The organism is Rahnella sp. WP5, from assembly GCF_000745615.1.
GTDB classification, from domain to species: domain Bacteria; phylum Pseudomonadota; class Gammaproteobacteria; order Enterobacterales; family Enterobacteriaceae; genus Rahnella; species Rahnella aceris.
This window is the reverse complement of the sequence record NZ_JQJR01000008.1, coordinates 252478-278345: the sequence shown is the minus strand read 5'-3', so window position 1 is coordinate 278345 and position 25868 is coordinate 252478. Positions and strand designations below refer to the sequence as shown.

The 25868-nt window shown below is 53.6% G+C and carries 22 protein-coding genes; 11 read left to right on the top strand and 11 right to left on the bottom strand.

Translation table 11 applies throughout. The annotated features are described in order from the left end of the window. Window positions 1-47: 47 nt before the first annotated feature. The 4 genes from EX31_RS07365 to EX31_RS07350 are packed head-to-tail and all read left to right on the top strand — an operon-like array spanning window position 48 to window position 5994. Window positions 48-2006 carry an SPFH domain-containing protein gene (locus tag EX31_RS07365; protein ID WP_037034071.1) on the top strand — a complete coding sequence of 653 codons (1959 nt, stop codon included), beginning with the start codon at window positions 48-50 and terminating at the stop codon, window positions 2004-2006. Next, on the top strand, window positions 2003-3037 hold the full coding sequence (gene hflC / locus EX31_RS07360; RefSeq protein WP_037034070.1) for a protease modulator HflC: 1035 nt from the start codon (window positions 2003-2005) through the stop codon (window positions 3035-3037). The genes EX31_RS07365 and hflC overlap by 4 nt, the downstream gene beginning before the upstream one ends. Continuing rightward, a complete protein-coding gene (gene hflK, locus EX31_RS07355) occupies window positions 3034-4077 on the top strand; it encodes a protease modulator HflK (RefSeq protein WP_037034069.1) in 1044 nt (347 codons plus the stop codon). The genes hflC and hflK overlap by 4 nt, the downstream gene beginning before the upstream one ends. A gap of 12 nt (window positions 4078-4089) precedes the next feature. Next, window positions 4090-5994: a cation-translocating P-type ATPase gene (locus tag EX31_RS07350; RefSeq protein ID WP_037034068.1), complete on the top strand. Its 1905-nt coding sequence runs from the start codon at window positions 4090-4092 to the stop codon at window positions 5992-5994. A 91-nt stretch (window positions 5995-6085) separates the two neighbouring features. On the opposite strand, the gene pth is transcribed toward EX31_RS07350, so the two are convergent. Beyond that, a complete protein-coding gene (pth, locus tag EX31_RS07345) occupies window positions 6086-6676 on the bottom strand; it encodes an aminoacyl-tRNA hydrolase (RefSeq protein ID WP_037034067.1) in 591 nt (196 codons plus the stop codon). A 292-nt stretch (window positions 6677-6968) separates the two neighbouring features. Here pth and ychH point away from each other — a divergent pair, with 292 nt between their 5' ends. Beyond that, window positions 6969-7247: a stress-induced protein YchH gene (gene ychH / locus EX31_RS07340; RefSeq protein ID WP_037034066.1), complete on the top strand. Its 279-nt coding sequence runs from the start codon at window positions 6969-6971 to the stop codon at window positions 7245-7247. A 122-nt stretch (window positions 7248-7369) separates the two neighbouring features. Here ychH and prs read toward each other — a convergent pair whose 3' ends face one another. From prs to lolB, 3 genes are all read right to left on the bottom strand, one after another. After that, window positions 7370-8317, bottom strand: coding sequence for a ribose-phosphate diphosphokinase (gene prs, locus EX31_RS07335; RefSeq protein WP_013575591.1), 948 nt, complete (start codon window positions 8315-8317; stop codon window positions 7370-7372). A gap of 162 nt (window positions 8318-8479) precedes the next feature. Beyond that, on the bottom strand, window positions 8480-9343 hold the full coding sequence (gene ispE, locus EX31_RS07330; RefSeq protein WP_013575590.1) for a 4-(cytidine 5'-diphospho)-2-C-methyl-D-erythritol kinase: 864 nt from the start codon (window positions 9341-9343) through the stop codon (window positions 8480-8482). A 1-nt stretch (window position 9344) separates the two neighbouring features. Beyond that, window positions 9345-9968: a lipoprotein insertase outer membrane protein LolB gene (lolB, locus tag EX31_RS07325; protein ID WP_013575589.1), complete on the bottom strand. Its 624-nt coding sequence runs from the start codon at window positions 9966-9968 to the stop codon at window positions 9345-9347. 262 nt (window positions 9969-10230) lie between these two features. On the opposite strand from lolB, the gene hemA reads away from it, so the two are divergent. From hemA to kdsA, 6 genes are all read left to right on the top strand, one after another. Next, window positions 10231-11493 (top strand): glutamyl-tRNA reductase, encoded by a 1263-nt coding sequence (gene hemA, locus EX31_RS07320; protein WP_013575588.1) that lies wholly within the window; start codon window positions 10231-10233, stop codon window positions 11491-11493. 32 nt (window positions 11494-11525) lie between these two features. Further along, window positions 11526-12608: a peptide chain release factor 1 gene (gene prfA, locus EX31_RS07315; RefSeq protein WP_013575587.1), complete on the top strand. Its 1083-nt coding sequence runs from the start codon at window positions 11526-11528 to the stop codon at window positions 12606-12608. Further along, a complete protein-coding gene (prmC, locus tag EX31_RS07310) occupies window positions 12608-13477 on the top strand; it encodes a peptide chain release factor N(5)-glutamine methyltransferase (protein WP_037034065.1) in 870 nt (289 codons plus the stop codon). The genes prfA and prmC overlap by 1 nt, the downstream gene beginning before the upstream one ends. A gap of 19 nt (window positions 13478-13496) precedes the next feature. After that, a complete protein-coding gene (locus tag EX31_RS07305; RefSeq protein ID WP_037034064.1) occupies window positions 13497-13886 on the top strand; it encodes a SirB2 family protein in 390 nt (129 codons plus the stop codon). 2 nt (window positions 13887-13888) lie between these two features. Beyond that, on the top strand, window positions 13889-14698 hold the full coding sequence (gene sirB1 / locus EX31_RS07300; RefSeq protein WP_013575584.1) for an invasion regulator SirB1: 810 nt from the start codon (window positions 13889-13891) through the stop codon (window positions 14696-14698). Between the two features lie 94 nt (window positions 14699-14792). Continuing rightward, complete coding sequence (gene kdsA / locus EX31_RS07295) at window positions 14793-15647, top strand: 3-deoxy-8-phosphooctulonate synthase (RefSeq protein WP_015689950.1); 855 nt, start codon at window positions 14793-14795, stop codon at window positions 15645-15647. Between the two features lie 63 nt (window positions 15648-15710). Here the strand turns inward: kdsA and dauA are convergent, their stop codons facing one another. The 7 genes from dauA to aegA form a co-directional block, all read right to left on the bottom strand. After that, window positions 15711-17378 carry a C4-dicarboxylic acid transporter DauA gene (gene dauA, locus EX31_RS07290; protein ID WP_037034063.1) on the bottom strand — a complete coding sequence of 556 codons (1668 nt, stop codon included), beginning with the start codon at window positions 17376-17378 and terminating at the stop codon, window positions 15711-15713. A gap of 421 nt (window positions 17379-17799) precedes the next feature. Next, window positions 17800-18507 carry a GNAT family N-acetyltransferase gene (locus tag EX31_RS07285; protein ID WP_037034062.1) on the bottom strand — a complete coding sequence of 236 codons (708 nt, stop codon included), beginning with the start codon at window positions 18505-18507 and terminating at the stop codon, window positions 17800-17802. An 883-nt stretch (window positions 18508-19390) separates the two neighbouring features. Beyond that, complete coding sequence (locus tag EX31_RS07280; protein ID WP_037034061.1) at window positions 19391-20713, bottom strand: c-type cytochrome; 1323 nt, start codon at window positions 20711-20713, stop codon at window positions 19391-19393. 22 nt (window positions 20714-20735) lie between these two features. Beyond that, window positions 20736-22340: a GMC family oxidoreductase gene (locus EX31_RS07275; RefSeq protein WP_037034060.1), complete on the bottom strand. Its 1605-nt coding sequence runs from the start codon at window positions 22338-22340 to the stop codon at window positions 20736-20738. Next, window positions 22333-22899 carry a sugar dehydrogenase complex small subunit gene (locus EX31_RS07270; RefSeq protein WP_037034059.1) on the bottom strand — a complete coding sequence of 189 codons (567 nt, stop codon included), beginning with the start codon at window positions 22897-22899 and terminating at the stop codon, window positions 22333-22335. Before EX31_RS07270 ends, EX31_RS07275 begins: the two co-directional genes overlap by 8 nt. 40 nt (window positions 22900-22939) lie before the next feature. Then, window positions 22940-23416 carry a GlcG/HbpS family heme-binding protein gene (locus tag EX31_RS07265; RefSeq protein WP_037034058.1) on the bottom strand — a complete coding sequence of 159 codons (477 nt, stop codon included), beginning with the start codon at window positions 23414-23416 and terminating at the stop codon, window positions 22940-22942. A 418-nt stretch (window positions 23417-23834) separates the two neighbouring features. Next, entirely contained in the window at window positions 23835-25814 is a 1980-nt protein-coding gene (gene aegA / locus EX31_RS07260) for a formate-dependent uric acid utilization protein AegA (protein ID WP_037034057.1), read from the bottom strand. Window positions 25815-25868: the final 54 nt, after the last annotated feature.

The following is a 25868-nucleotide window of genomic DNA, read 5'->3' as shown; positions in this document are numbered from 1 at the left end:
GCTTCAGGCCTGCGCTGCGGGGTATTTTTTCCACTGCCGGAGCGGACATGAGTACAGACAAAGTATCCGGGACGGATAACGCCAGTAAACAGCTGCGCTTTCAGTCTGCCGCCACCCACACGCGTTGGCTGAGCGGGCTGATCAACCCCATTATGGTGATCAGCAGCGTGATGTATCTGATCTTGCTGATGCTGTATCTGGTCTCTCCGGCATCGGTGTGGCCCTGGGTGACCGGCAATATCATGGCGGCGATGTGGGTTTGCGCTGCCTCCCTGCAATGTGCCCGGCGTATCTCCCGCTGGCGGACGCAACAATTTGCACCTGCTGTTGAAACCGCCATGCCGGAAGCGTCTTCCGGATTTCCCCAACGTCTGATTTCCCGCCCCTGGATGCGTCCTGTTTTACGTTATGTTGACGCGCATGTGTTCTTCCAGGCGCTTCCTGCGTTTGCCGCAATTGTGCTCATCAGTGTGTTATGGCAGTTGCCAATACCGGCCAATGACGCCGGTGAGGCGGGGTATTTTGCCGGTTCGGTATTCATTCTCTGCGCCTTTGCTGTACTGGTTCTGGAGCGTCACTGGACGCTAAAAAACCCGCTGGAATGGCCGGAAGCGGCAAAGCTCGCACCGATGATGCGCATGATGATTGGCGTGTTTTTGCTGAGTGCATTAGCCCTGATGTTTGCCCGTGAGGCTTCGGTGTGGCCTGCTCACCTGTTGATGCTCACCGGATTATTACCGGGGTTGGTGGCGCTGGAGCTTTTCCTGCGGGCGCTGATGGCGATGTTTTCGCCGCCGCGTGAGGATAAAGAGCCGGAGTTTATTGCGGGCAGCCTGCTGGCCGCGCAGATTTGCTGGCCGCCGCGTCCGTTACAGTTTGTGCAAAACGAACTGCATCAGCATTTTGGTATCGATCTTCGTCAGATCCGGGCGTTTCATTTTATGCGCCGTGCACTGTTACCGCTGGCCGCAATCTTGTTACTGACCGGTTGGCTGCTGACGGGCATCAGCGAGGTGCCGCTGACCCAGCGCGGAATTTATGAATCCTTCGGCAAACCGGTGGCGGTCCGACAACCCGGTTTACATGCAGGTCTGCCGTGGCCTTTTGGCCGTACGCGGATGGTTGATAACGGCGAAGTACATGAACTCACCACCGGTTCCGAAGAACCGGTCACCACCACACCGGTCACGGTGGCTGATACCGCCGAAGGCCCGGCGCCTGAAAGCGCAAACCGTCTGTGGGACTCCGGCCACAGCAGCGATAAATCACAAATCATCGCCAGTGCCACCCGTGACAGGCAAAGTTTTCAAATCATGAATATGGATGTCCGCTTTGTGTACCGCATCGCTATGAATGACGGCGCGGCGATGGCGAGCCTCTATCACACCGACAATATGCCGGTGCTGATCCGCAGTATTGCCAACCAGGTGCTGGTGCATGATTTTTCCTCGCGTACGCTCGACAGCCTGCTGGGAAGTGATCAGACACGCCTTGCCGCAGATATTGGCCGGAAAGTACAGAGCCAGCTTGATCATCTCAACAGCGGCGTGGAACTGCTGGCTACGGTGATTGAATCAATCCATCCACCTGCGGGTGCGGCGGATGCTTATCACAGCGTACAGGCGGCACAAATTCTGGCACAAAGCGCCATCGCCGGTGAGAAAGGGCAGGCCGCGCAGCAACTCAATGCGGCACAGCAATTTGCCCGTCTGGCGCAGGATACCGCCAGTGCGCAAAGCCACGAAAATCTCGATCAGGCACAGGTCATGGCGTTGCGCTTTAACGCAGAAAATCAGGCGTATCAGACTGGCGGACAGTCGTTCCTGACCGACCGTTATTTTAGTCAGCTGATTCTGGCGATGCAGCAGCATCCGGAAGTTCTGATTGTTGATCACCGTATTGGCGGCGGGACTTCGCCGGTGCTGGATCTGAGAAATTTTACCCTGCCATTTACGCCCGGAGCGGATAAAGCGGCGCATTCTGTCAACGCGGAGACTACCCGGTGAATGATTCCCAACAACCTGAAGCCCACGGACACGATCACGATGCTCATGGCGGACATCATCACGGTGCCGGACATCACCATCATCATTCCGGCCCGGCGGCCCCTGGACTCTGGCGACGGGTTACGGTTGCCATCGTCCTGGTGGCACTGATTGCCGCCACCGCCTGTCTGGTGCAGGTGCGTTCCGGCGAAGCGATGGTGATCACGCGCTTTGGTAATCCGGTGCGTGTGCTGTTGCAACCGGGACTGGCATGGCATCTGCCGGTGCCGCTGGAGACCGCGATCCCGGTGGATTTACGTATCCGCACCACGTCCAGTGGGTTGCAGGATGTCGGCACCCGTGACGGTCTGCGGATCATTGTTCAGGCTTATACTGTCTGGCAGGTGAAAAACGATCCTCAGCATGTGCAGCGTTTTATCCGCGCGGTACAAAATCAGCCGGATATGGCCGCCGCGCAGATACGAACGTTTATTGGTTCGGCGCTGGAAACCACCACCAGCGGTTTTGCACTGGCTGATCTGGTTAACACTGATGCCAGCAAAATCCGCCTTTCCGGTTTTGAACAGCATTTGCATGATCAGATCGCCCGCCAGTTGCTCGACAGCTATGGCATTGAACTGGTGCAGGTCGGCGTTGAACGGCTGACATTACCGTCGGTGACGTTAGATGCCACCGTGGATCGCATGCGGGCAGAACGGGAAACCATTGCCACCGAGCGGTCCGCCGAAGGTAAGCGTCAGGCGGCTGAAATCCGGTCTTCCGCCGAACGCGATGCCCGTGTGATTAAGGCCGATGCGTCGGTCAGCGCAGCCAATATTGAAGCGCAGGCGCAGGTTCAGAGCGCGGCGATATACGCTAAAGCCCGGACCAGTAACCCCGAATTGTACGATTTGTTGCGCTCGCTTGACACGCTCAACAGCGTGATCACGCCGGGCACCCGGCTGGTGCTGCGCACTGATGCCGCACCGTTCCGGCAACTGGTTGAAGGTCCGCCCGCCTTGCCCGCCGCCAGCAACGGGCCGCGGCCATGAATCCGTTGTCCCGCTTTCAGGGGAATGCGTGGTTTCAGGCAGGACGCATAGCCTGTCTGGCGCTGTTTGCCATGACGCTGATTGCCGCCGCGAACTGGCTGTTCTCCAATGTGCGGCAGATAGAGCCGGATAAGCGCGCGGTGGTGATGCGCTTTGGTGCGGTTTCCCGCACGGCGGGAGCCGGGTTGTTGCTGGCGTGGCCGGAACCGCTGGAGCAGGTAGAAATTTTACCTGCCGCTGACCGGGTAATCGAGCATCACGTGACCGCGTTGCTCAGAGAAAACATTGTGCCTGCGTGGACCAATACCGGTGGCGAGAAAAGTGATGCCGTCGCGGGCGCGGGGTATTTGCTGACCGGTGATTCCGGCGTGGTTCAGCTGGATGTGCAGGTGTATTACGTGATTACCGATCCGGTGGCGTTTGTGCTGCAGGGGGAACACGTGTTACCGGCCCTGGATCGTTTAACCGAGCACGCGGCGGTGGCGATTTGTGCCTCACGCGATCTGGATACCATTCTGGTCGCGCGGCCGGAAATGGTGGGTAACGACAGCCATATCGCCGAACGCCGGGAACGGCTGCGCGGCGATTTACGTCAGGGCATTAATCAGCAACTTGCCGCCCTGAGAGCTGCAGGCAGCAACTCCGGTATCGAAGTCCGTCGCGTTGACGTGCAGTCTTCTCTGCCACCGTCGGCGGTTGAGGCGTTTAATGCCGTACTGACGGCCAGTCAGCAGGCGGATCAGAACATCGCCAGCGCGAGTAATGAGGCTGCCAGTGTGCATCAGGAGGCGGTTCAGGCGGCAGATCGCACCTTACAGGTCTCCCATGCCAAAGCCAGCGAACAGATAGCCCGGGCTTCCACGGAGACTGCAACCGTGGTGCAACTGGCGAATGATCATTCACCTGAATTACTGTGGCGTCTGTGGCGTGAACGGATGCCGGCAATCCTTGCCCATGCGGGCGGCGTCACTGCCGTTGATCCCCATGACGATGCACATCTGATCCTGCCGGGGCCAGACCGTCCATCCTCTCAACCCTGAGGTATTTGCCCTGTGACTTCTTTTACTTCTGAAGAACCGGCAGCGAAAAGCGTGCTGTTAACGCGCCATGAACAGCGGCGCATGGCGGTTCAGCTGCTTCTGGCGATGGCGGCGTTTGGTCTGCTGCTGTGCGGCTGGATCTGGCAATGGTGGTTTCCACAGCAAAGCGATGTCGGGCAAATTCTGTTTGGTGTGGCGTCATTGCTGGTGGCAGTTCCTGTGCTGCGCTCGGCAATTTATAGTTTGCGCAACCCCAGCCTGCACGGCGTCACCGATCAGTTGATTGCGCTGGCGATGCTTGGCGCGTGGGCCACGGGAGACCTGATGACCGCCGCGTTGCTGCCGGGCATTATGATTTTTGGTCATATTCTGGAAGAGCGCAGCGTTATCGGTTCGCAGGAAGCCATCGATGCGCTCAGCCATCTGACCCGCAGCCGCGCCCGGCGGATTTTGCCCGATGGTGAGATTGAAGAAATCGACAACCATCAGTTGCGAACCGGTGACCGGATTGAAGTGCGCGCCGGTGACCGGTTGCCCGCCGATGGCCGTGTGTTATCAGGTCGCGCCAGTCTCGACACTGCACCGATCACCGGCGAATCGGTGCCACAGGAAGCCTGCGCGGGTGACGATGTGTTTGGCGGTGCCATCAACCTCGACGGATTGCTTTGCGTTGAAGTCACGCGCACCGGTGCGGATGCTACGCTCGGAAAAGTGATTGCGTTGATGCAAAAAGCGGAGCATGCCAAACCGCCGATCACCCGTTTGCTTGAGCGTTATGCCGGGCAATATCTGGTGCTTATTCTGCTGATTGCCGCCGCGACCTGGTTTATCACCCGTGATGCTCACGCCATGCTGGCGGTGCTGGTGGCGGCGTGTCCGTGCGCGCTGGTGCTTTCCGCACCCGCCACGGCAATCGCCGGTATCGCCGTGGCCGCGCGTCACGGCATTCTGATCCGCAGCTCCGCTTTTCTTGAGGAACTGGCGGATCTGAACGCTATTGTGGTGGATAAAACCGGCACGCTGACCCACGGTGAACTGCATCTGCAACGCACGGTGCTGGCAGAGCATCAATCCTCTGACGCCGTGCTCCGTCTGGCGGCCAGTCTGGGCGCGGCGAGCAGCCATCCGGTCAGCCGTGCGCTGTCTAAGTTACTGCCGCGTGAACAATACTTACCGCTGGAAGACGTGTCGGAACAGCAGGGTATGGGCGTGCGGGCGCAAACTGCGCAAGGCGAGGCGTTGTTAGGGCGCCCGGCATTCTTCAGCCAGAACACTATCGCGATGACCGTCGTCCCTGAACATGACGGGCCGCTGGTTGGTCTGGCGCTGAACGGGCATTTTCTCGGCTGGCTGTTGCTGGCAGATTCATTGCGGCCTGAGGCGCAGACGGCGTTAGCTGAACTGCGTCAGCTTGGCCTGCAGCGACAACTGCTGCTGACCGGCGACCGCGCCAGCGTGGCTGAGCGTATTGCCGGGGAACTGGGCATCAGTGACGTGGTGTCGCAGGCTTTACCGGAAGATAAACTGCATCAGGTGTCAGCGGAAATTGCGCAAGGGTTCCGGCCAATGGTGGTCGGTGACGGCATTAATGATTCGCTGGCGTTAAAAGCGGGCGTGGTGGGCATTGCGATGGGGGCGGGCGGCAGTGATATCGCGCTGGCCTCCGCCGACGTGGTGCTGATCGGCAGCGATTTACGCCGTCTCGGCACCTGTGTCCGACTGAGCCGTGCCTGCCGCAGGACGCTGAAAATCAATGTGTTCATCGGGCTGGGCTGGACGCTGGTGGTGATGGCGGCGGCCGCGATGGGGTGGTTAGGCGTGGGGGGCGTACTGATTGCCGCGTTGCTGCATAATCTCAGCACTTTGCTGGTGCTGGGGAATGCGGGGCGTTTGCTGCGTTTTGATGAGCCGCTTTAAATAAAGTCGGTTAGTTATATTTCTAAAATTTCAGGTGTTAGCCAGGCTCGATTCTTTTGCACCCGGCTAACACTCTTGTCAAAAGCAGCGGTTAAAGCTCAGCTTTGAAGGTATGCAGGCGACGCATGGTTTTTTCCAAACCTTCTTTCATCAGCAACTCAGTACAGCGCAGCGACTCATCAATCGCGTCGTCAATCAGCTTTTGTTCACTGGCTGGCGGCTTGCCAAGCACAAATCCCACCACTTTGCTTTTATCGCCAGGATGCCCGATACCGATACGCAGACGGTAGAAGTTCGGGTTGTTACCGAATTTACTCTGAATATCTTTCAGGCCGTTGTGGCCGCCGTTACCCCCACCCAGCTTGATTTTCGCCATGCCCGGCGGGATATCCAGCTCGTCATGCGCGACCAGAATTTCATCGGGCTCAATGCGATAGAACTGTGCCATCGCCAGAACCGCTTTGCCACTCAGGTTCATAAAGGTGGTCGGCACCAGCAGACGGACGTCCTGACCGGCCAGAGAAAGGCGGGCGGTATAACCAAAAAACTTACTTTCTTCTTTCAGTTGCTGGTTGTGCTGGCGGGCGAGAAGGTCGACGTACCAGGCGCCGGCATTATGGCGGGTCTGGGCGTATTCTGCGCCGGGATTGGCCAGTCCAACGATCAATTTAATGCTGCTCACGATGTTCGCTTCTTTATCCGGTGAGGTTTAGCGCGCTAGTTTACCTGTCACTTTGGGCTGTGCCAAATATCAGACAGGGCAAACCCGCCTGATGTGCCAGATTTTGAATAGTTTACGTGTCTGACTATTCACTTTCCGAACGTATCTGACTGGAAAACGTAAAGATTTGTCATTCAATGTTCTCTGTCTGTGATCGTGACCGCAAAGTGAACCGGATGGGACGTCTATAGTTAAAGGCAGGAAAAGACAAGACAGCAGTGATGCTAAGACTATCGACAACTGGAGGTGACTTATGAAACGTAAAACCGCAAGAATAATCGGCAATGGCCTGATGGGACTCGGTTTGCTCACAATGGTCGGTGGTGTTGGTTATTCCATCCTGAATCAGATGCCTGAACTGGGGTTACCACAATTTTTAGCGCATGGCGCAATTGGTAGCATCTTCGTCGGTGCCATTTTATGGCTGGCGGGAGCCAGAGTCGGTGGACAGGAGCGTGTTGCAGACAGGTACTGGTGGGTTCGTCATTTTGATTCCCGCTGCACGAACGGTAAGTCACACCGTCATTTCTGAGTTTATCAGGCTGTAATCTGGCTTCTTTGGTAATAAAAAAACCGTTGTCGCTCACACGATAACGGTTTTTGCATTTCAGGTTCTGTCAAAACAAAATGCCCCTGAAAACAGGGGCATAATGATTAATGCTCGAACATCGCAGAAATGGATTCTTCATTGCTGATGCGGCGGATAGCCTCAGCCAGCATGCCTGACAGGGTCAGGGTACGCACTTTTTTCAGTGCACGGATTTCAGCGGAGAGCGGGATGGTGTCACAGACAATCACTTCGTCGATGACGGAGTTTTTGATGTTTTCCACTGCATTGCCGGAGAAAATCGGGTGGGTGGCATACGCGAATACGCGTTTAGCACCGCGTTCTTTCAGTGCTTCGGCCGCTTTACACAGCGTGCCGCCGGTATCGATCATGTCATCAACCAGTACGCAGTCGCGACCAGCGACGTCACCGATGATATGCATCACCTGAGAAACGTTTGCGCGTGGACGACGTTTATCAATGATAGCCATATCGGTATCGTTCAGCAGTTTTGCCACAGCACGGGCACGAACAACACCGCCGATATCCGGAGAAACCACAATCGGGTTTTCCAGGTTCTGTTGCAACATGTCTTCAAGCAGAATAGGGCTGCCGAACACGTTGTCTACCGGGACATCGAAGAAGCCCTGAATCTGCTCTGCATGCAGGTCTACAGTCAGAACACGGTCAACACCGACGCTGGACAGGAAGTCAGCAACAACTTTAGCGGTAATAGGCACACGGGCAGAACGCACCCGGCGATCCTGACGTGCATAGCCGAAGTAAGGAATAACGGCTGTGATACGACCAGCGGAGGCGCGGCGTAAGGCATCAACCATTACGACCAGTTCCATCAGGTTATCGTTAGTAGGCGCGCAGGTGGACTGGATAATGAAAATATCTCCGCCACGTACATTTTCGTTAATTTGCACGCTTACTTCACCGTCACTGAAACGACTGACGGCGGCGTCACCAAGGCTGGTGTATAAACGGTTGGCAATACGTTGTGCTAGTTCCGGGGTGGCGTTACCAGCAAAAAGCTTCATATCAGGCACGAGAAGAACCTCAGGCTTGCGTCCAGGGAAGACATTGGCTTTTGGCACCACCGGGCGGTGAGCGGTACCAAAGCATTATGCTCACGATACTTCTAAATCTTACTACTTAAATCTGTTGAATAATTGGCTGGCAAAGAACAGACACAAAACTACCGTGACTCTCTACGCTTTGCCCGCAGTTCTCAACCAGACGTCACGAAAACGGTGCAACGGCGAGATATTAACACCTTGTGCGACAAAACTCCGACTCCACGATGGTGTTTTGTCTAAAACCTGACGGGCGGCAGACTCGGTGTCGAATTCCGCAAACACACAGGCACCCGTTCCGGTCAGTCGCGACGGCGCGTATTCTAACAGCCAAGAAAGTAGCTGTTCAACCTCGTAAAAACGTTTTCTCGCAATCGGTTCGCAATCATTTGCGTAAGGCGTGTCTAAAAGCACATTTACAGTGCGTTTTGGTGTATTTCTGGTCAGTTGCGGATCGCTGAAAATCACCGGCGTCGCAATGCTGACACCCGGATGGGCGATCAGATACCATTTTTCCGCCGGTTCGACCGGCTGCAAAATCTCGCCAATCCCTTCAGCAAAGGCAGCATGGCCCATCACAAAGACCGGCACATCCGCGCCCAGCGTCACACCCATCTGAGCCAGTTCGGTATCAGAAAGGCCGCAATTCCATATCGCATTCAGTGCCACCAGCACAGTGGCGGCGTTGGAAGAACCGCCGCCCAGACCGCCGCCCATTGGAATTCGTTTTTGCAAGGTAATGTCTGCCCCCTGAGACGTGCCCGCGTGCTGTTGCAGAAGACGGGCGGCGCGTACCACCAGATTCTCGTCATCTGCTACGCCTTCAACTGGCGTGGTCAGCACGATATCGCCGTCGTCGCGGACTTTAAAACTCAGGCTGTCACCGTAATCCACAAACTGAAACAGTGTCTGCAGATCATGGTAGCCATTCGGGCGCTGGCCGGTGATATAAAGGAACAAATTGAGTTTAGCCGGAGAAGGCCACCATTGCTGCGTCATCTCAGTTTAGCGTCCAGTTATCCATTTTCAGCTTGATACGCTGTTCTCCCTGGGTCATTTCCAGACGCTGCGGCAGGGACGGTTTGGCATCCTCGTCATAGCTCTGATACACCACGGTGCCTGGTTTTCCGTTCTGCGTGAACTTAACTTGTGACAGGCGGTACTGACTGTCGAGGGTGAAATCGGTGCCGTCACCCGGCAAACCGAGCATCCACAAACGCAGATTAGCCAGCGGAATCGACATACCGGTCAGTTTCTGGATCATGTCATCCGGATTATCACTGGTGTAATGCTTGCCTTCATTGTTGGTCAACTGCGCAATACCGCTTTGCACTTTTAATTCCATTTCCGTGCTGCCCAGCGGATTGGTCAGCAATAAACGGTAGCTGTCAGGGGAATATTGTTGCCAGAAGAAGCGGGCATAGACTTTCTGTTTATCGGAAAGATAAGCGAAAGAACCGCGGGTCTGATAATGCTCGAGTTGTTTAACCTGAGCTTCGTGTTCACGCCACTGCGGTGAAGTCGGGCTGGTCGCCGGGCCTTTCGGCGCGTTAATCGAACAGGCGGCAAGGACTAAGCTTGCAAGAGGAAGAAGGCGAACAAAGTGTGCTTTACGCATTGGCATAACAGATAAAATCCTTTGTGCTTTGGCGAAATGGGATGCCAGGGCAAATGTGGCGTGCGTCAGTTTAGCACAGCCCGCGCGAGGGGTGATCTCAACCCTGTGCAGATGATCGGCGATTGAAAGGTTTTGGGACAATGCTGATGTGTAAAAGGATTTAACCGAAGATGCTGTTCGCCTTTTATTGATCTCGCGCATCTTGTAGAATGCCCAACAGACGTAAACCCATACTATTATAAAGTATAAGCCGATAATCGCTCTCCCTATGACCCTGCTTGCATTAGGTATCAACCACAAAACCGCCCCGGTGTCTCTGCGTGAACGGGTAACATTTTCACCCGAGACCCTCGATCAGGCGCTCTCCAGTCTGCTCCAGCAACCGCTGGTGCAGGGCGGTGTCGTGTTGTCTACCTGCAACCGCACTGAGCTGTATCTGAGCGTTGAGCAACAGGAAAACCTGCAGGAGCAACTGGTTAAGTGGTTATGCGATTATCATCATCTGAGTGAAGATGAAGTGCGCAAAAGCCTGTACTGGCATCATGATAATGAAGCCGTCAGCCATCTGATGCGCGTGGCAAGTGGACTGGATTCACTGGTGTTAGGCGAGCCGCAGATTTTGGGGCAGGTTAAAAAAGCCTTCGCCGAATCGCAAAACGGACGGGCGGTTTCCGGTGAACTGGAGCGTCTGTTCCAGAAATCTTTCTCCGTGGCCAAGCGTGTGCGTACTGAAACTGATATCGGCGCCAGCGCCGTTTCTGTCGCGTTTGCGGCCTGTACTCTGGCACGCCAGATTTTCGAATCCCTTTCTGAGCTAACCGTCTTGCTGGTCGGTGCGGGTGAAACCATCGAACTGGTGGCGCGTCATCTGCATCAGCATAATGTCCGCCACATGATGATTGCCAACCGTACGCGTGAACGTGCGCAGGTGCTGGCGACGGAAGTGAACGCAGAAGTGATCAGTCTGCAGGATATCGATTCCCGTCTCGCTGAAGCGGACATTATTATCAGTTCTACCGCCAGCCCGCTGCCGATTATTGGTAAAGGCATGGTCGAGCGCGCGTTAAAAGCCCGCCGTAACCAGCCGATGCTGATGGTGGATATTGCCGTTCCGCGTGATATCGAACCGGAAGTCGGCAAACTGGCGAACGCCTATCTGTACAGCGTCGATGACCTGCACAGCATCATTCAAAACAATCTTGCACAACGCAAAGCGGCGGCCATTCAGGCTGAAACTATCGTTGAGCAGGAGAGTTCAAACTTCATGGCCTGGCTGCGTTCGCAGGGAGCCGTTGAAATTATTCGTGATTATCGCTCGCGTGCTGATATTATTCGCGCCGACGCACAAGCAAAAGCTCTTGCCGCCATTGCGCAGGGCGCTGACGTCGAAGCGGTGATCCATGAATTAGCCCACAAATTGACAAACCGCCTTATTCACGCACCAACCCGTTCTCTGCAACAGGCAGCCAGCGACGGTGATGTGGAGCGTTTGCAAATTTTACGCGACAGCCTCGGGCTGGGTCAGCAATAGTTCTCCTTTTCTCACAGGGTTAAACACCACGCATGAAGCCTTCTATTGTTGCCAAACTGGAAGCGTTACAAGAGCGCCACGAAGAAGTGCAGGCGATGCTTGGCGATGCCGGCGTCATTGCCGATCAGGATAAATTCCGCAGTCTTTCCCGCGAATATTCACAGTTAACGGCTGTTTCTGAATGTTTTCTTGCCTGGCGTCAGGCACAGGAAGATTTAGAAACTGCTGAGATGATGCTCGACGATCCTGAGATGCGCGAAATGGCGCAGGATGAGATCAAAGAGTGCAAAGCTAATATCGAAGAACTCGAAGAAAAATTGCAGGTTCTGTTACTGCCAAAAGATCCGGACGATGAACGCGGTTGTTTCCTGGAAATTCGTGCAGGAACCGGCGGTGACGAGGCGGCTATTTTCGCCGGTGACTTATTCCGTATGTACAGCCGCTACGCCGAAATGCGTCGCTGGCGTGTAGAGATCGTGAGCGCCAGCGAAGGCGAACACGGCGGTTATAAAGAAGTGATCGCCAAAATCAGTGGCGAGGGCGCTTACGGCCAGTTCAAATTTGAGTCAGGCGGCCACCGCGTTCAGCGTGTACCGGAAACCGAATCTCAGGGGCGCATTCATACCTCTGCCTGTACCGTTGCCGTGATGCCGGAAATTCCGGAAGCCGAACTGCCGGAAATCAACGCCGGCGATTTGCGCATTGATACTTTCCGCTCATCCGGCGCTGGCGGACAGCACGTTAACACCACGGATTCCGCGATTCGAATTACCCACATTCCAACCGGTATTGTGGTGGAATGTCAGGATGAACGTTCACAGCACAAAAACAAAGCCAAAGCGATGTCCGTGCTGGGCGCGCGTATCCGTGCTGCGGAAGTGGCAAAACGTCAGGCAGAAGAAGCCTCGACGCGCCGTAACCTGCTCGGCAGTGGCGACCGTTCTGATCGCAACCGTACCTACAACTTCCCGCAGGGGCGTGTTACCGATCACCGCATCAACCTGACGATTTACCGTCTGGATGAAGTGATGGAAGGTAAACTGGACAGTCTGATCCAGCCGATCGTGCAGGAATATCAGGCCGATCAACTCGCCGCGCTATCTGAGCAGGACTGATGGATTTTCAGTCCTGGCTGCGTGATGCCACCTGCCGTCTTGCTGCGGGTGAAAGCCCGAAGCGGGATGCTGAAATTTTGCTCGGTTTTGTGACCGGCCGGGCAAGAACTTTTATTATGGCTTTTGGCGAAACGCTGCTGACAGCCGGACAACTTCAACAACTGGAAATTCTGCTTGCGCGACGTGAGCAGGGCGAACCGGTTGCCTATCTGACTGGCGAGCGAGAATTCTGGTCGCTGCCACTGTCTGTTTCTCCCGCGACATTAATTCCCCGCCCTGATACCGAATGCCTGGTGGAACAGGCGTTGATCCGTCTGCCTTCTCAACCCGTCAGCATACTGGATCTCGGCACAGGAACCGGTGCGATTGCACTGGCGCTGGCCAGTGAACGCCCGGATTGCAAGGTTACCGGTGTCGATCTGCAACCGGATGCTGTACGCCTTGCCCAACACAACGCGCAAAAGCTGAATATCCTGAATGCACGATTTTTGCCGGGCAGTTGGTTTTCACCGGTAGCCGGTGAACGTTTCGCGCTGATAGCCAGTAATCCGCCGTATATCGATGCCGCCGATCCGCACCTGGCGAAGGGTGATGTACGTTTTGAGCCCGCCAGCGCGCTGGTGGCAGAAAATGCCGGTCTGGCTGATCTGGCGCATATTATTCAGGTGGCACCCGCGTATCTTCACAAAGGCGGCTGGTTACTGCTCGAACATGGCTGGCAGCAGGCGACTGACGTGCAGGCGTTATTGCGCGATGCCGGTTATCAGCATATCGCGACGGTAAAAGATTATGGTGATAACGATCGTGTCAGCCTCGGGCAGTGGGAGCCGCTACACGGATCAGAAGAAAATCAATTGGTTAGAATTTAAATTTCAAAGGAAACGGACAATGGCATATGTCTGGATCAAGAATCTGCATCTGCTCACTATAACCCTGAGTATTGCATTGTTTGTTTTACGATTTTTTTGGAAATGGGCAGGTTCTGCTATGATGCAGAAACGCTGGGTGAAGACTGTTCCCCATATTGTGGATACAGTGCTGTTATTAAGTGGTATTTCGCTTATCTTCATCACACACTTTTATCCGTTCAGCCCTCAGGGAACCTGGCTGACCGAAAAGATTTTTGGCGTTATTATCTATATCGCGCTGGGTTTTGTGGCCCTGAGCAAGCGACCAGTCAGTCAGAACATCCGCTGGCTGGCCTTTATTCTGGCGCTCGCTTGCCTGTATCTGATTCTTAAACTGGCGCTGACGAAAATACCGCTGCTAATGGGATAACTATGAGTACCCTTGCTGATTTTGAATTTAACACCGCCCGGCTCAGTACCGGGGTGATCAAAGTAACGGAAGCCGTGCGTTTCGATTTCAATGCGGACGACGTTCGCCACCAGTTACAGTCACTGGTCGATGAAGCCCGCCGTGTCGTTCCTGAAGAGCTTGATCAGGATCAGCAGCTCGAAGTGTTGATTGAACTGTTTTACCGCACCTGGGGTTTTGGGGGCGCTGGCGGCGTTTATCGTCTGTCTGATGCTATCTGGATCGACAAAGTGCTGTCTTCGCGTCAGGGCACACCGGTTTCACTGGGGGTGATTTTTCTGCACATTGCCCATGAACTGAGTTTGCCGCTGATGCCGGTGATTTTCCCCACTCAACTTATCTTGCGTGCTGACTGGCTCGACGAAGAAATGTGGCTGCTTAATCCGATCAACGGCGATACGCTCAATGAGCATATGCTCAGCGTATGGCTGAAAGGCAATCTGGGCGTAATGGCGGAAATAGAAGATGACGATCTGGAAGAAGCGGAAAACACGCTGATCGTCCGCAAAATGCTTGATACGCTGAAAGCCGCGCTGATGGAAGAAAAACAGTTCGAACTGGCTCTGCGCGCCAGTGAAACAGTATTGCAGTTTGACCCGGAAGACCCCTATGAAATCCGCGATCGCGGGCTGATTTATGCTCAGCTGGAATGCGATCATGTGGCGATTTCTGATCTCAATTATTTTGTTGAGCAGTGTCCGGAAGACCCGATTTCAGAAGTGATTAAAGTGCAGATCCATTCGATTGAGCACAAACAAGTTACGTTGCACTAATTTATACTTACCTTACGTCACACCCGCAAAGTTATGACAGAACAATGAGTTATGTTATTTCGGGTGAAAGATTTATCACTAAAAAGGCCAAAGCATGAAACATAAAGTGGTTAGCATTCAGGACATCAAAGTCGCCAACGATCTGCCGTTTGTATTGTTCGGCGGGATGAATGTACTGGAATCGCGCGATATGGCGATGCGTGTGTGCGAGCATTACGTCACTGTGACGCAGAAACTCGGCATTCCTTACGTGTTTAAGGCGTCTTTCGATAAAGCCAACCGCTCATCTATTCATTCCTACCGTGGTCCGGGCCTGGATGAAGGTATGAAAATTTTCCAGGAGCTGAAAAAAGCATTCGGCGTGAAAATCATCACCGATGTGCATGAATCCTGGCAGGCGCAGCCTGTATCTGAAGTGGTTGATGTGATCCAGTTACCTGCATTCCTGGCGCGTCAGACCGATCTGGTTGAAGCCATGGCGAAAACCGGCGCAGTGATTAACGTGAAAAAACCACAGTTCGTCAGCCCTGGTCAGATGGGCAACATCGTCGACAAATTTAAAGAAGGCGGCAACGATCAGGTGATTCTGTGCGATCGCGGCAGCAACTTCGGTTATGACAATCTGGTTGTCGACATGCTGGGCATGAATGTGATGATCAATGCTACGGGCGGTCATCCGGTGATTTTCGACGTGACTCACGCACTGCAAACCCGTGATCCTTTCGGCGCTGCTTCTGGCGGTCGTCGTGCTCAGGTCGCTGAACTGGCTCGTGCCGGTATGGCGGTAGGTATCGCCGGTCTGTTTATCGAAGCGCACGAAGATCCGGCTCACGCGAAATGCGACGGTCCGTCAGCCTTGCCGCTGGATAAACTGGAACCGTTCCTGGTTCAGATGAAAGCCATCGACGATCTGGTGAAAAGCTTCCCGGCGCTCGATACCAGCAAGTAATCTGACCTATTCAGATAAAACAAAGGCGACCTCCGGGTCGCCTTTTCCGTTTACCGCGCAGGTTTATAACGCGTCGTGCAAAGAACTGTGGAAACTCAGTTTGCCTTCCACCGGCTGCATTCTGGCGCGGGCCAGGGTTTTCAGCGGCTGGAAAGGGATCTCAGCGATTCGCAGTTCTGTGCCTTCCGGCAAGGTATTGATGAAGTTGCGTAATGCACTGACGCCACCGGCATCGAGTACGGCAACGCGATCCCATACCAGAATGATCACTTTCTTGCCTTCGCTGCGCACCTGCAATTCACTGAAGATACGTTCCGCCGCAGCAAAGAACAGCGGGCCATTGATACGCAGCACCAGCGTATCTTCCGGTATGTCGGCCATCACTTCCGTCAGGCGGGTGAGTTTGGCGATACGGCGCATAAACAGCAGCGACGCCATCACGATACCTGCGGTAATCGCAATCACCATGTCGAACAGTACCGTCAGGCTCATGCAGGTCAGCATCACCAGAATGTCGTCTTTCGGTGCACGGCGCAGTAAATCCACCACTTTATGCGCTTCGCTCATATTCCACGCCACCATCAGCAATAACGCCGCCATCGCCGCCAGGGGCAGCCATGAAAGCAACGGCGCGAGAATGAGCAGGGCGAGGATCACCAGCAGCGAGTGAATAATGGCCGAGACCGGAGATGTTGCACCGGCGCGAACGTTAGCCGCGGAACGCGCAATCGCCGCTGTAGCGGTGATGCCGCCAAAGAAAGGGCTGACCATGTTGCCGATACCCTGACCGATCAGTTCGTTATCCGAATGGTGTTTTTTGCCGGTCATGCCATCGAGCACCACGGCGCACAGCAACGATTCAATCGCGCCCAGCATTGCCATGGAAAACGCAGCGGGGAGCAGCGCCTGCACCAGAGACCAGCTCAGTCCGCTGCCATCGGATTGAGTCCACGGCAGGGCAAATTGCGGCAAAATAGGCGGAATGCCGTTGCCCTGCGAACCGTCAGGCAGCAGGAAGTGAAAGCGTGAACCGATGGTGGCGACAGGGTGTCCTGCCTGCATGAAAATGGCCATCACCGCGCAACCCGCCAGCAGAGCCGGAAGATGGCCGGGCACGCGCAATCCCAGTTTTGGCCAGAGGATTAATATACCGAGCGTCACAATCCCTATCGCGGCATCGCCGATATCCAGCGTTGGCAGCGCCATGACCAGCGCCGCAACTTTACTCAGATAATGTTCCGGCACCGTTGCCATCGTCAGGCCAAAGAAATCTTTAAATTGCATGGTGCCGATGGTGATCGCAATACCGGACGTAAAGCCGAGCGTGACAGGCAGCGGTATGTATTCGATCAACCGGCCAAATCGCGCCAGCCCCATGAAGAGGAGCATAAAACCAGACATCAGCGTAGCCAGCAATAAACCGGACAAGCCGAACTGTTGTGAGACTGGATAGAGAATAACAACAAACGCCGCCGTCGGGCCGGAAACACTGAAACGTGATCCGCCGAAAACAGCGATGACAATCCCGGCAATGGCCGACGTATACAGCCCGTATTGCGGCGGTACACCGCTGCCAATGGCCAGCGCCATGGCCAGCGGGATGGCGATGATCCCCACGGTGACGCCAGCAATGGCATCTTTGAGTAAGCGTTGAAGCGTATATTTTTCACGAAAACAGGCGTCTATCAGTGCGCTGAAAGGCCTGATATGGCGTCTTCCTGAAGTATTCATAGGATGTAAATCACCTGACAGAAGAATGGATATTAACCCGGTATTCCTTCACCGGAAAAACGGTAGCCTACGCCTTTCAGGGCCACTACGCGTAGACATAAATCAAGCCTTGCTTACACAAAGGCGTGTTGCAGCCCTTATAGTGTAATTGTTCGCCATGTGATGTGCCGCCAGATATTTCATGCGTGAAAATAATCATGGCATTCATCATCTGTATTTAACTTAATACCCGAAATCAGCCTGAAAAAGCCCGGGAGGATGCATTTATCTGTGCCGGACATACGGTAAAGATGTAGTTAAAAATAATCCCGGCAACCGGATAGGCTGCTGATGAATCAGCGGATCTACACGAAAAACGCCCGATGCAGACGAAGGCTATAGTCTGCATCAGGATTGGTTTTGGTCTCTCCCCATTTACCTGCTACGGGTGAGGCATAAACTCTGCCAGCGGATACTTTTGCTTTCCACGGTCATCAAGGTTGGAAGGGCTTAACCAACTTTCCATGGCCCGACGGATCCCATCCCACTCCTCGTCAATAATGGAGTACCAGCGGATGTCACGGCTATGCCCCTTCGAGACTTGTGTCCGTCTGAGCGTACCTTCATAGGTAAATCCAAGTCTTTCAGCCGCACTGATGGCGGCCTGATGCAGGCTGTCACACTTCCAACCGCACCGGCGATACTGGAGTGTTTCCAGGATGTAAGAGAGTAAAAGAAATATGGCTTCTGTGCTGCACAAGGTCCGTTTCATAAGTGGTGACCAGTTAACCCAGCCAATTTCTACAGATCCGTTATCAGGGTCCATTCGTTGCAACGCGAGAAAGCCCGTGGCCTTACCCGTGGACAAATTAATCACCGCGTAAAAAAGCGGGTCTTTGCTTGCGGCAAGTGAGGCGATATAGTGATCGCACTGTCTGATCGTGATGGGGCGTTTAATATGAAAGTATGTCCAGTCACGTTCGTCATCGATACTGTGCCAGGCGTCAAATAAATCCCGGCTATGTTTGAGATCAATCGGCTCAAGCAGACAATATTGCCCCCTGAGTATAACTCTTTGCGGAAGCGAGCGTGGCTGCCAGTCGGGGAGTGATTGACCCAATTCTTGTCCGTAAACATTTACTTCCGTCATTATAAACCTTCATGCGTGGTTAAATTTATAAAAGTGTCGCCGGGTGACAGTAGACAAAACGAACTCAACCTAAATACAGCAAAGTGACACGCCAGTGATGATAATAATCAATACGATAAACCTGGAATGCAATACATTCTTTTTGAAAGATTTCTGAAAGTCAGTTTGGTTAACATAATAAAATCCTTATTTAACATATCCATATGTTTTCTTATATTATTTTAGCATCCCCTGGTGTGGCTGCATTGTAGCTGAAATATTTATCGGTAAAAAAATAATTTACCTTAGGTCGAAATTCGTTAATTATCACAAATTAATCTCAATGGTTTGATTCATATGCACTTTAATTTTATTGGCGTTATCGGGTGCTATTCAAAATAGTGCGCCAGATCACAAGGATGTATTGGTGTTGTGACTAGCAGGCTAATGTTGAATGACGTTGTTATTCCTCGTTTTATTATAATTACCCTCTGCTTTATTCTGGTTTCATTATATTATTTTTAGGTTTTTTATGACTTGCATAAATTATTTGTATTCGTTTTTTGATTTTTCCGTGCAATGACATATTGATAGGGATAAATAATTAAATTAATGAAAATGAGGCATACAAATTATTAAAATGTAGACTATACTTATTAAGTTCAGGAATGTCTGGATGCAGTAGTATAAATAATGAAGTTTTTGGCGCTGATAGCCTGATGTATCAGCGCTTTTTTTTTTATTTTCTATCTTATTTTTATTTATTATTCTTCCGTGCGAATAAGTCTCATTCAGTCGAATATTTGGACAGTGGTAATATTATTGGCATATCAAAATATTTAACCTTCTCACAATCAAAAGGAGCCTTGTGCGGCTCCTTTTGTTTAGCTTTCACCGTGGTGAATTATTTTTGCGTGCCATCTTCAATTTTCGGCGGATAGGGCAGGTCAGCGGCTTTACGCATCTTCGCCACATCTTTCGCGGTGACCGTGGCTCCCGCCGGATTGCCAAACTGTGTGCTGACGTAATGACTTAGCGTCGCAATCTGTTCATCGTCGAGCTGACTGGCAAACGACGGCATCATGATTTCGCCTTTATCCATGTGGCGCTGGACGCCGTTGAGGATGACCGAAACCTGATTGCGGCTGTCGTAAGAACCAGTGCTGGTATGGCTGAACAGTGACGGATAGGCATGGAATCCCTCGCCGCTGCCTTCACCGCCTTTGCCGTGACAGGCTGCGCAGCTGGCATTAAACAGGGCGGCGGCTGACTGGTCGATTGTCTGACCTTCGGCGCGCAGTGGGTAAATATCCTGATTCTGCTCACCCCATGCATCTCGCGGTTTGGTTTGCTTGTCATCTCCGATTGCCGGGACGGAACGGATATAGGTCGCAATCGCGTTCAGGTCGCTGTCTGACAGATGCTGCAGACTGTGCTCAATGGCTTCTGACATCGCCCCTGACGCTGACGCCTTACCGGCAACAAAACCTGTTTTCAGGTAAGTCACCAGATCCTGCTGCGACCAGTTACCGATCCCGGCATTTTTATCCGGCGTGATGTTGAAAGCTACCCATGAGCCTAAATCGCCACCGGAAAACGTTTTGTCGGTGTCCATGCCCATGGTCAGCGTGCGCGGCGTATGGCAGGTGCCGCAGTGTTCCAGCGCTTCCACCAGATAAGCCCCACGGTTCCAGTCCGCTGATTTGGACGGATCGTTTTTCAGCTCACCTTTGTCAAAGTTAAACATCTTCCACACGCGCATGCCCCAGCGTTGGTTAAACGGGAAGGACAAGTCCGTTTGCGGCCCTGCGGAATGTACCGCTGGCAGCGACATCAGATAAGCTTTGATCGCTAAAACATCTTCACGTTTCATTTTGGTGAAGGAGTCGTAAGGCATAGCAGGATACAACTGTTGTCCGTCTTTGCCGACACCGTCACGTACCGCGCGCACGAATTCATCGTCCGTCCAGTTGCCAATACCAAACTGTTTGTCAGAAGAAATGTTGGTGCCGTAAATCACCCCGAAAGGTGACGCCAGCGGATAACCGCCGCCGAATTTTGCCGTTTTATCCGCCCCCGGCGCAGTATGGCAGGCGGTACAGTCACCGGCTGTCGCCAGATATTCACCGCGCTTAATTAAATCTGCGTTGCCCGCTGCGTCATCAGCCCGGGCGGCGTTAGCCGCGACCATTAACGGCAGCAACGCCAGCATGAATTTCATTTTCATTACTCAGTCCTCAGAAAATCAATCAGGCCAGGCTTTTCAGCACCGTATCAGCCATACGCAACGCCAGCGCAGTTCCGGACAGCGTGGAGTTCACCGTCGAAGCAGAGGGCATAATGCCGGTACCGGCGATGAACAGGTTCGGGTGGTCATGCGTACGGCAATCACCATCCACTACCGAATCTTTCAGATCGTTGCCCATGATCATCGTGCCGGTAATATGCTGGTTGTTGTCGTACACCCCACGCTTGCTGTACACCACTTCGGTGCCGCCCATTTCTTTGACGATTTTCTGAAAATCAAGCATCGACTGGTCATAACCGCGGTGAACGTAGTCCGGGAATTTGTAATGCACTTCGAGGCGCGGAATACCCCATTCGTCTTTCTCGGTTTTGCTCAACACCACACGGTTTTCCGGTTCCGGCAGCATTTCCAGCAGGCATTTCAGCTGAATAAAACGCTCAGACTGATAGGTCAGCTTGTCATTCAGCGCTTTGCCGTAATACCCCTGACGCACCAGACGTTCAGTCAGATAGCGCACCGGCGAGGTATTGGCGACGTCGATACGTAACGCAGAGCGATCGCGGCGGAAATCACCATCACGCAGATTATTGATACTGCCCGGGCGCATCGGGCCGCGGCCGAAATACACTGGCTCGTCGGCGTAAAACTCAACAGAGGTGCCGGGGTGATCCATCAGATTTCGACCCACCATGCCGGAGCTGTTGGCGATACCGTTCGGGTATTTATCGCTGGTGGACATCAGCAACAGTTTCGGGCTTTCGATGCCGTTGGCGGTCAGCACGAAGCGTTTACCGGTGACTTTATGGGCCACTTTGTCAGCATCCAGATAGTGCACAGCCACGATCTCGCCGCTGTCACTGGCTTCGATGTTGTACACCACGGCGTTGGCAATCACGCGCACACCGGCTTCGATAGCTTTGCGCGCCGAAATACCGCCGTGATACTGCGCATCGATCGGGCAAACAGGCATACAGTTATTGTTGCCGCAGCAGGCAGGACGACCGTCATAAGGAATACTGTTACGCGCCTGCGGGCCGATACCTAATACGTAACCGAGTTTGGCAATGCGTTTGCTGATGCGGTCAAAACCGTAGGGCAGCGGAATACCCGGCAGCGGATAGGGTTGTGAACGCGGTGAATCCAGCGCGTCGTCACCGGAAACGCCCATCTGAATTTCGGCTTCGGTGTAATACGGCTCCAGATCTTCATAACTGATTGGCCAGTCACGACCCACGCCATACAGCGTTTTGATTTTCATATCATTTGGCAGCAGGCGAAACGCCTGTCCCGCCCAGTGCCAGGTGGTGCCACCGACACCTCGCAGATACTGCGCTGCGTAGAGGTCCGGGCCTTTCTGGATCAGATAATTGTTATCTTTCGGCTGGAATTTCGGTTGCGGTGCCCAGGGTTTCGGCGGATAGGGTTCGGTGAAGTCGCCTTTCAGCGGTGACTGACGGAACAGTTCTACCGCTTCGTCTCGTTTGATCACCGGCCCGGAATCGAGCATCAGCACGGAAACACCGGCTTTGACCATTTTCAGCGCGGCGAGAGAACCGGCGATACCGGCACCAATAACAACGACATCTGCGTTCAGTGCATCAGCCATGAGCCATTACCTCCGTGGAGTTTTGTTGCTGTGCAGCAGGTTTGTTGACCCAGAAATTCGGCTCGCCCGGTGCATAGCTTGGAGGCAGCAGATTATTTTTCAGCAACTGATAGCTGACGATATTTTCGAATCCGATACATTTCTGGCTGCCGGGTTGACCGACCACACCGAGATACCAGCCACTGACCAGTTGCTGATACAACTGCGCCAGCTCTGCCGGTTGCTGTGCAAGAAGCTGATGTAAATCATCACCCACTACGCCGCGGTGTGCGGTGATCAGTGCTGAAAGGGTATCGAGTTGTGAGTCGAGCTGCGCGCTGTTCTGCGACTGATGCAGCCAGCTGTAAAGTGCCTGAGCGAGATGCGGCTCAAGCGTGTCCATGCCGGTGAGTTGTGCTGAAAGGGTCATAAAACTTACCGGCATACTTACGGCAGAAGCCAGAGGGGGCGCAGCATAAGCCAGGCGGGTCAATACACCACCAAGCATCTGGCTGCTGATACCCGCAGCCAGTATGCCCGCAGTGCCGATAACCAGCCGGCGACGGGAGAAATTGATCATGACGTGATGTTCCGTATACGAATTATTATGGTTTACGTCGTTATTTCAGGACGCTGGCCGCTTTCTCAGAGGACTGGTTGTCGATGTCCTGCTTCGGTGTGCTGACACCGACTGCGCCCACCACGTCACCGTTAATCGTCAGCGGGAATCCGCCACCCAGTGGCACGGCATTCGGGATCGCCAGTACGGTGGTTTCGCCACCCTGCAGGCGTTGCATGAATTTCAGTGATGGCGCGTGGTAGAGCGCGGAAGTGCGTGCCTTGCCGATGGACGAATCAACACAACCGGCCGGAGAACCGTCAAGGCGCTGGAAGGCCAGTAATGAACCAGATGCATCAACTACCGCGACGCAACCGGTGCTGTGTTGTTCTGCAAGAGTGGATTTCACACTGTCGATGACTTTGGCTGCCTGCGCGTTATCCAGCGGAGGATGTCCGGCGGCGAAAGCGGAAGTGGCGGAGCAGAAAAGCGTGGTGGCACACAGTAAAGCCTGTGTGGTGGTTTTTTTAACAGACATAGACTCATCCCTTGTAGCAGTAGCAAAACATGATTTGACGTATTTTTCGAATAAGAGTTTTTAAATAAGTGTTTTAAATCAATGGAATTAAAAACAATAACGTTAACGGGCGGAACACTCTGGTGTGTTTCTTAATGCCACACGAACAAAGGCGTTATTGGTTTTTGTTTCGCGGATGTTAATTCAATTAACAAAACAGCAAAAGTGACGGTTGCGCTGGGAAATTAATTCCCGGGAGATTTTGTGCGGATATTATGAGCAAAGCGGGCCTGTAAGCCTTGTTGGATAAGGACTGAACATTTTGTGCTGTTACGAACCAGATGATCCGTTTATATTAATTAAATGTGATCTTGTTAACAAAAAAACCTCCCGAAAAGGGAGGTTTGTATTTTGCCGACAGCGCAAAGAAACGGGAGGGCTAATGGGCCGCAGGTCTGAGAGCCGGTGTACGAAAATCCAGCGATGCAATAATGCTGTTTGCTGCCTGTCGTCCATCCGACATGGCTGTCACCACCAGGTCGGCGCCCCGCACCGCATCGCCGCCTGCAAATATCTGCGGGTGACTGGTCTGATACGGGAAGCGGCTGTGATGCGGGGCCTGTAACAATCCCTGTTCGTCGTGCCTCACCGACAGTTCATCCAGCCACGGCATAGCATGCGGCAGAAAGCCAAATGCCATAATGACCGCTTCCGCTTCGAGCAGGAATTCAGAACCGGCAATCGGTGTGGGTCTGCGTCTGCCGCTGGCATCCGGTTCTCCCGGGGCGGTACGGACTAAGCGGATACCGCAGACTTCGTTACGGTTATTCAGCTCAATGCTCACCGGCTGAACGTTAAACATAAACTCAGCCCCTTCCTCGCGTGAGTTTTTCACTTTTTTCTTCGAGCCCGGCATGCTTTTTTCATCGCGGCGATACGCACAAATCACGCTTTTGGCATTCTGGCGCAGCGACGTGCGCAGACAGTCCATCGCTGTATCGCCGCCGCCGAGCACGACCACGCGTTTTCCCGCCATGCTGACATAAGGCTCATGTTTCAGTTCGGGCAGATTCATCAGATGTTTGGCGTTCGCAATCAGGAACGGCAGGGCGCTGTAAACGCCCGGCGCGTTTTCATTTTCCAGCCCGGCTTTCATCGCTTTATACGTACCCACACCTAAGAATATTGCATCGAACTCTTCCAGCAGTTGTTCCGCCTGAATGTCGACGCCGATTTCGGTATTGAGCCGGAACTCAATGCCCATTTCAGTGAAGATTTCCCGGCGTCTGACCAGCACGTTTTTATCCAGCTTGAACGCCGGAATACCAAAGGTCAGCAGGCCGCCGATTTCAGGGTGACGATCAAAGACCACGGCTTTTACGCCATGCCGCGCCAGCACGTCAGCGCAGCCCAATCCGGCCGGGCCTGCACCCACCACGGCTACGCGATAATTACGCGGAATAACCTCTGAAAGATCGGGTTTCCAGCCTTGTGCCAGCGCGGTATCGGTAATATAGCGCTCAATATTGCCGATGCTCACTGAGCCTTGTTTATCAAAAGTGCAGGCGCCTTCGCAAAGCCTGTCCTGCGGGCAGACGCGGCCACAGATCTCCGGCAGGCTGCTGGTGCGGTGCGAAAGTTCCACGGCTTCCAGAATGTGTCCCTGTTTCGCCAGCGCCAGTAATTGTGGGATATCGTTATGCAGCGGGCAGGTCCAGGCGCAGAAAGGGTGATCACTGCAATGCAGACAGCGGCCAGCCTGTTCTTCAACCTGCATCGGTGTAAAGCGCGCATAGATCTCATTAAACGTGCTTTTACGTTCGGTGAGCGGGGCTTTTGCCGCATCGAGGCGCGGTGGTGCCAGGGCGGCGGCGAATACGGCTGCTGATTTGCTGGTCAGTGAAACCTGCGGATTCCGGCCCATGGCGGCGCGGTATTGTTTATCAGCGCGGTTTTGAGCAATAACCTGATCGGTGATGAGATGCAGTGCCTGTGTCGGGCAAGCATTGACGCATGCCTGTCCGTCCGGGCTGTCATTGCACAGATCACATTTATGCGCCACGGCTGCCGCGGCGGGTAAGCCGGTCAGCGGATAGCTCTCATGCTGTACGATATCAATGGCGCCAAACGGACAGGCCACGGCGCAGGTTTTACAGCCGATACAGCGTTCTTCCAGCAACTGAATGCTGTCGTTACGACGAACGAATGCGTTTGTCGGGCAAACCTGTAAACACGGGGCATCTTCGCACTGACGGCATAGCACGGCGCTATGCCGATCGTTTTGCCGGATGACATGAATGCGCGGGGTAAACTGTTCTTTCGACGGATAACATTGTTCATTGTGAGACAAGACGCAAGCGACCTCACAGGCGCGACAGCCTATGCAAGCCTGAGAATCAGCAATAATAAATTGGTTCATTTTTACCCTGTCTGCATTTTAGTTTGCTGTGGTCTCTCATAGGCCACACAAATA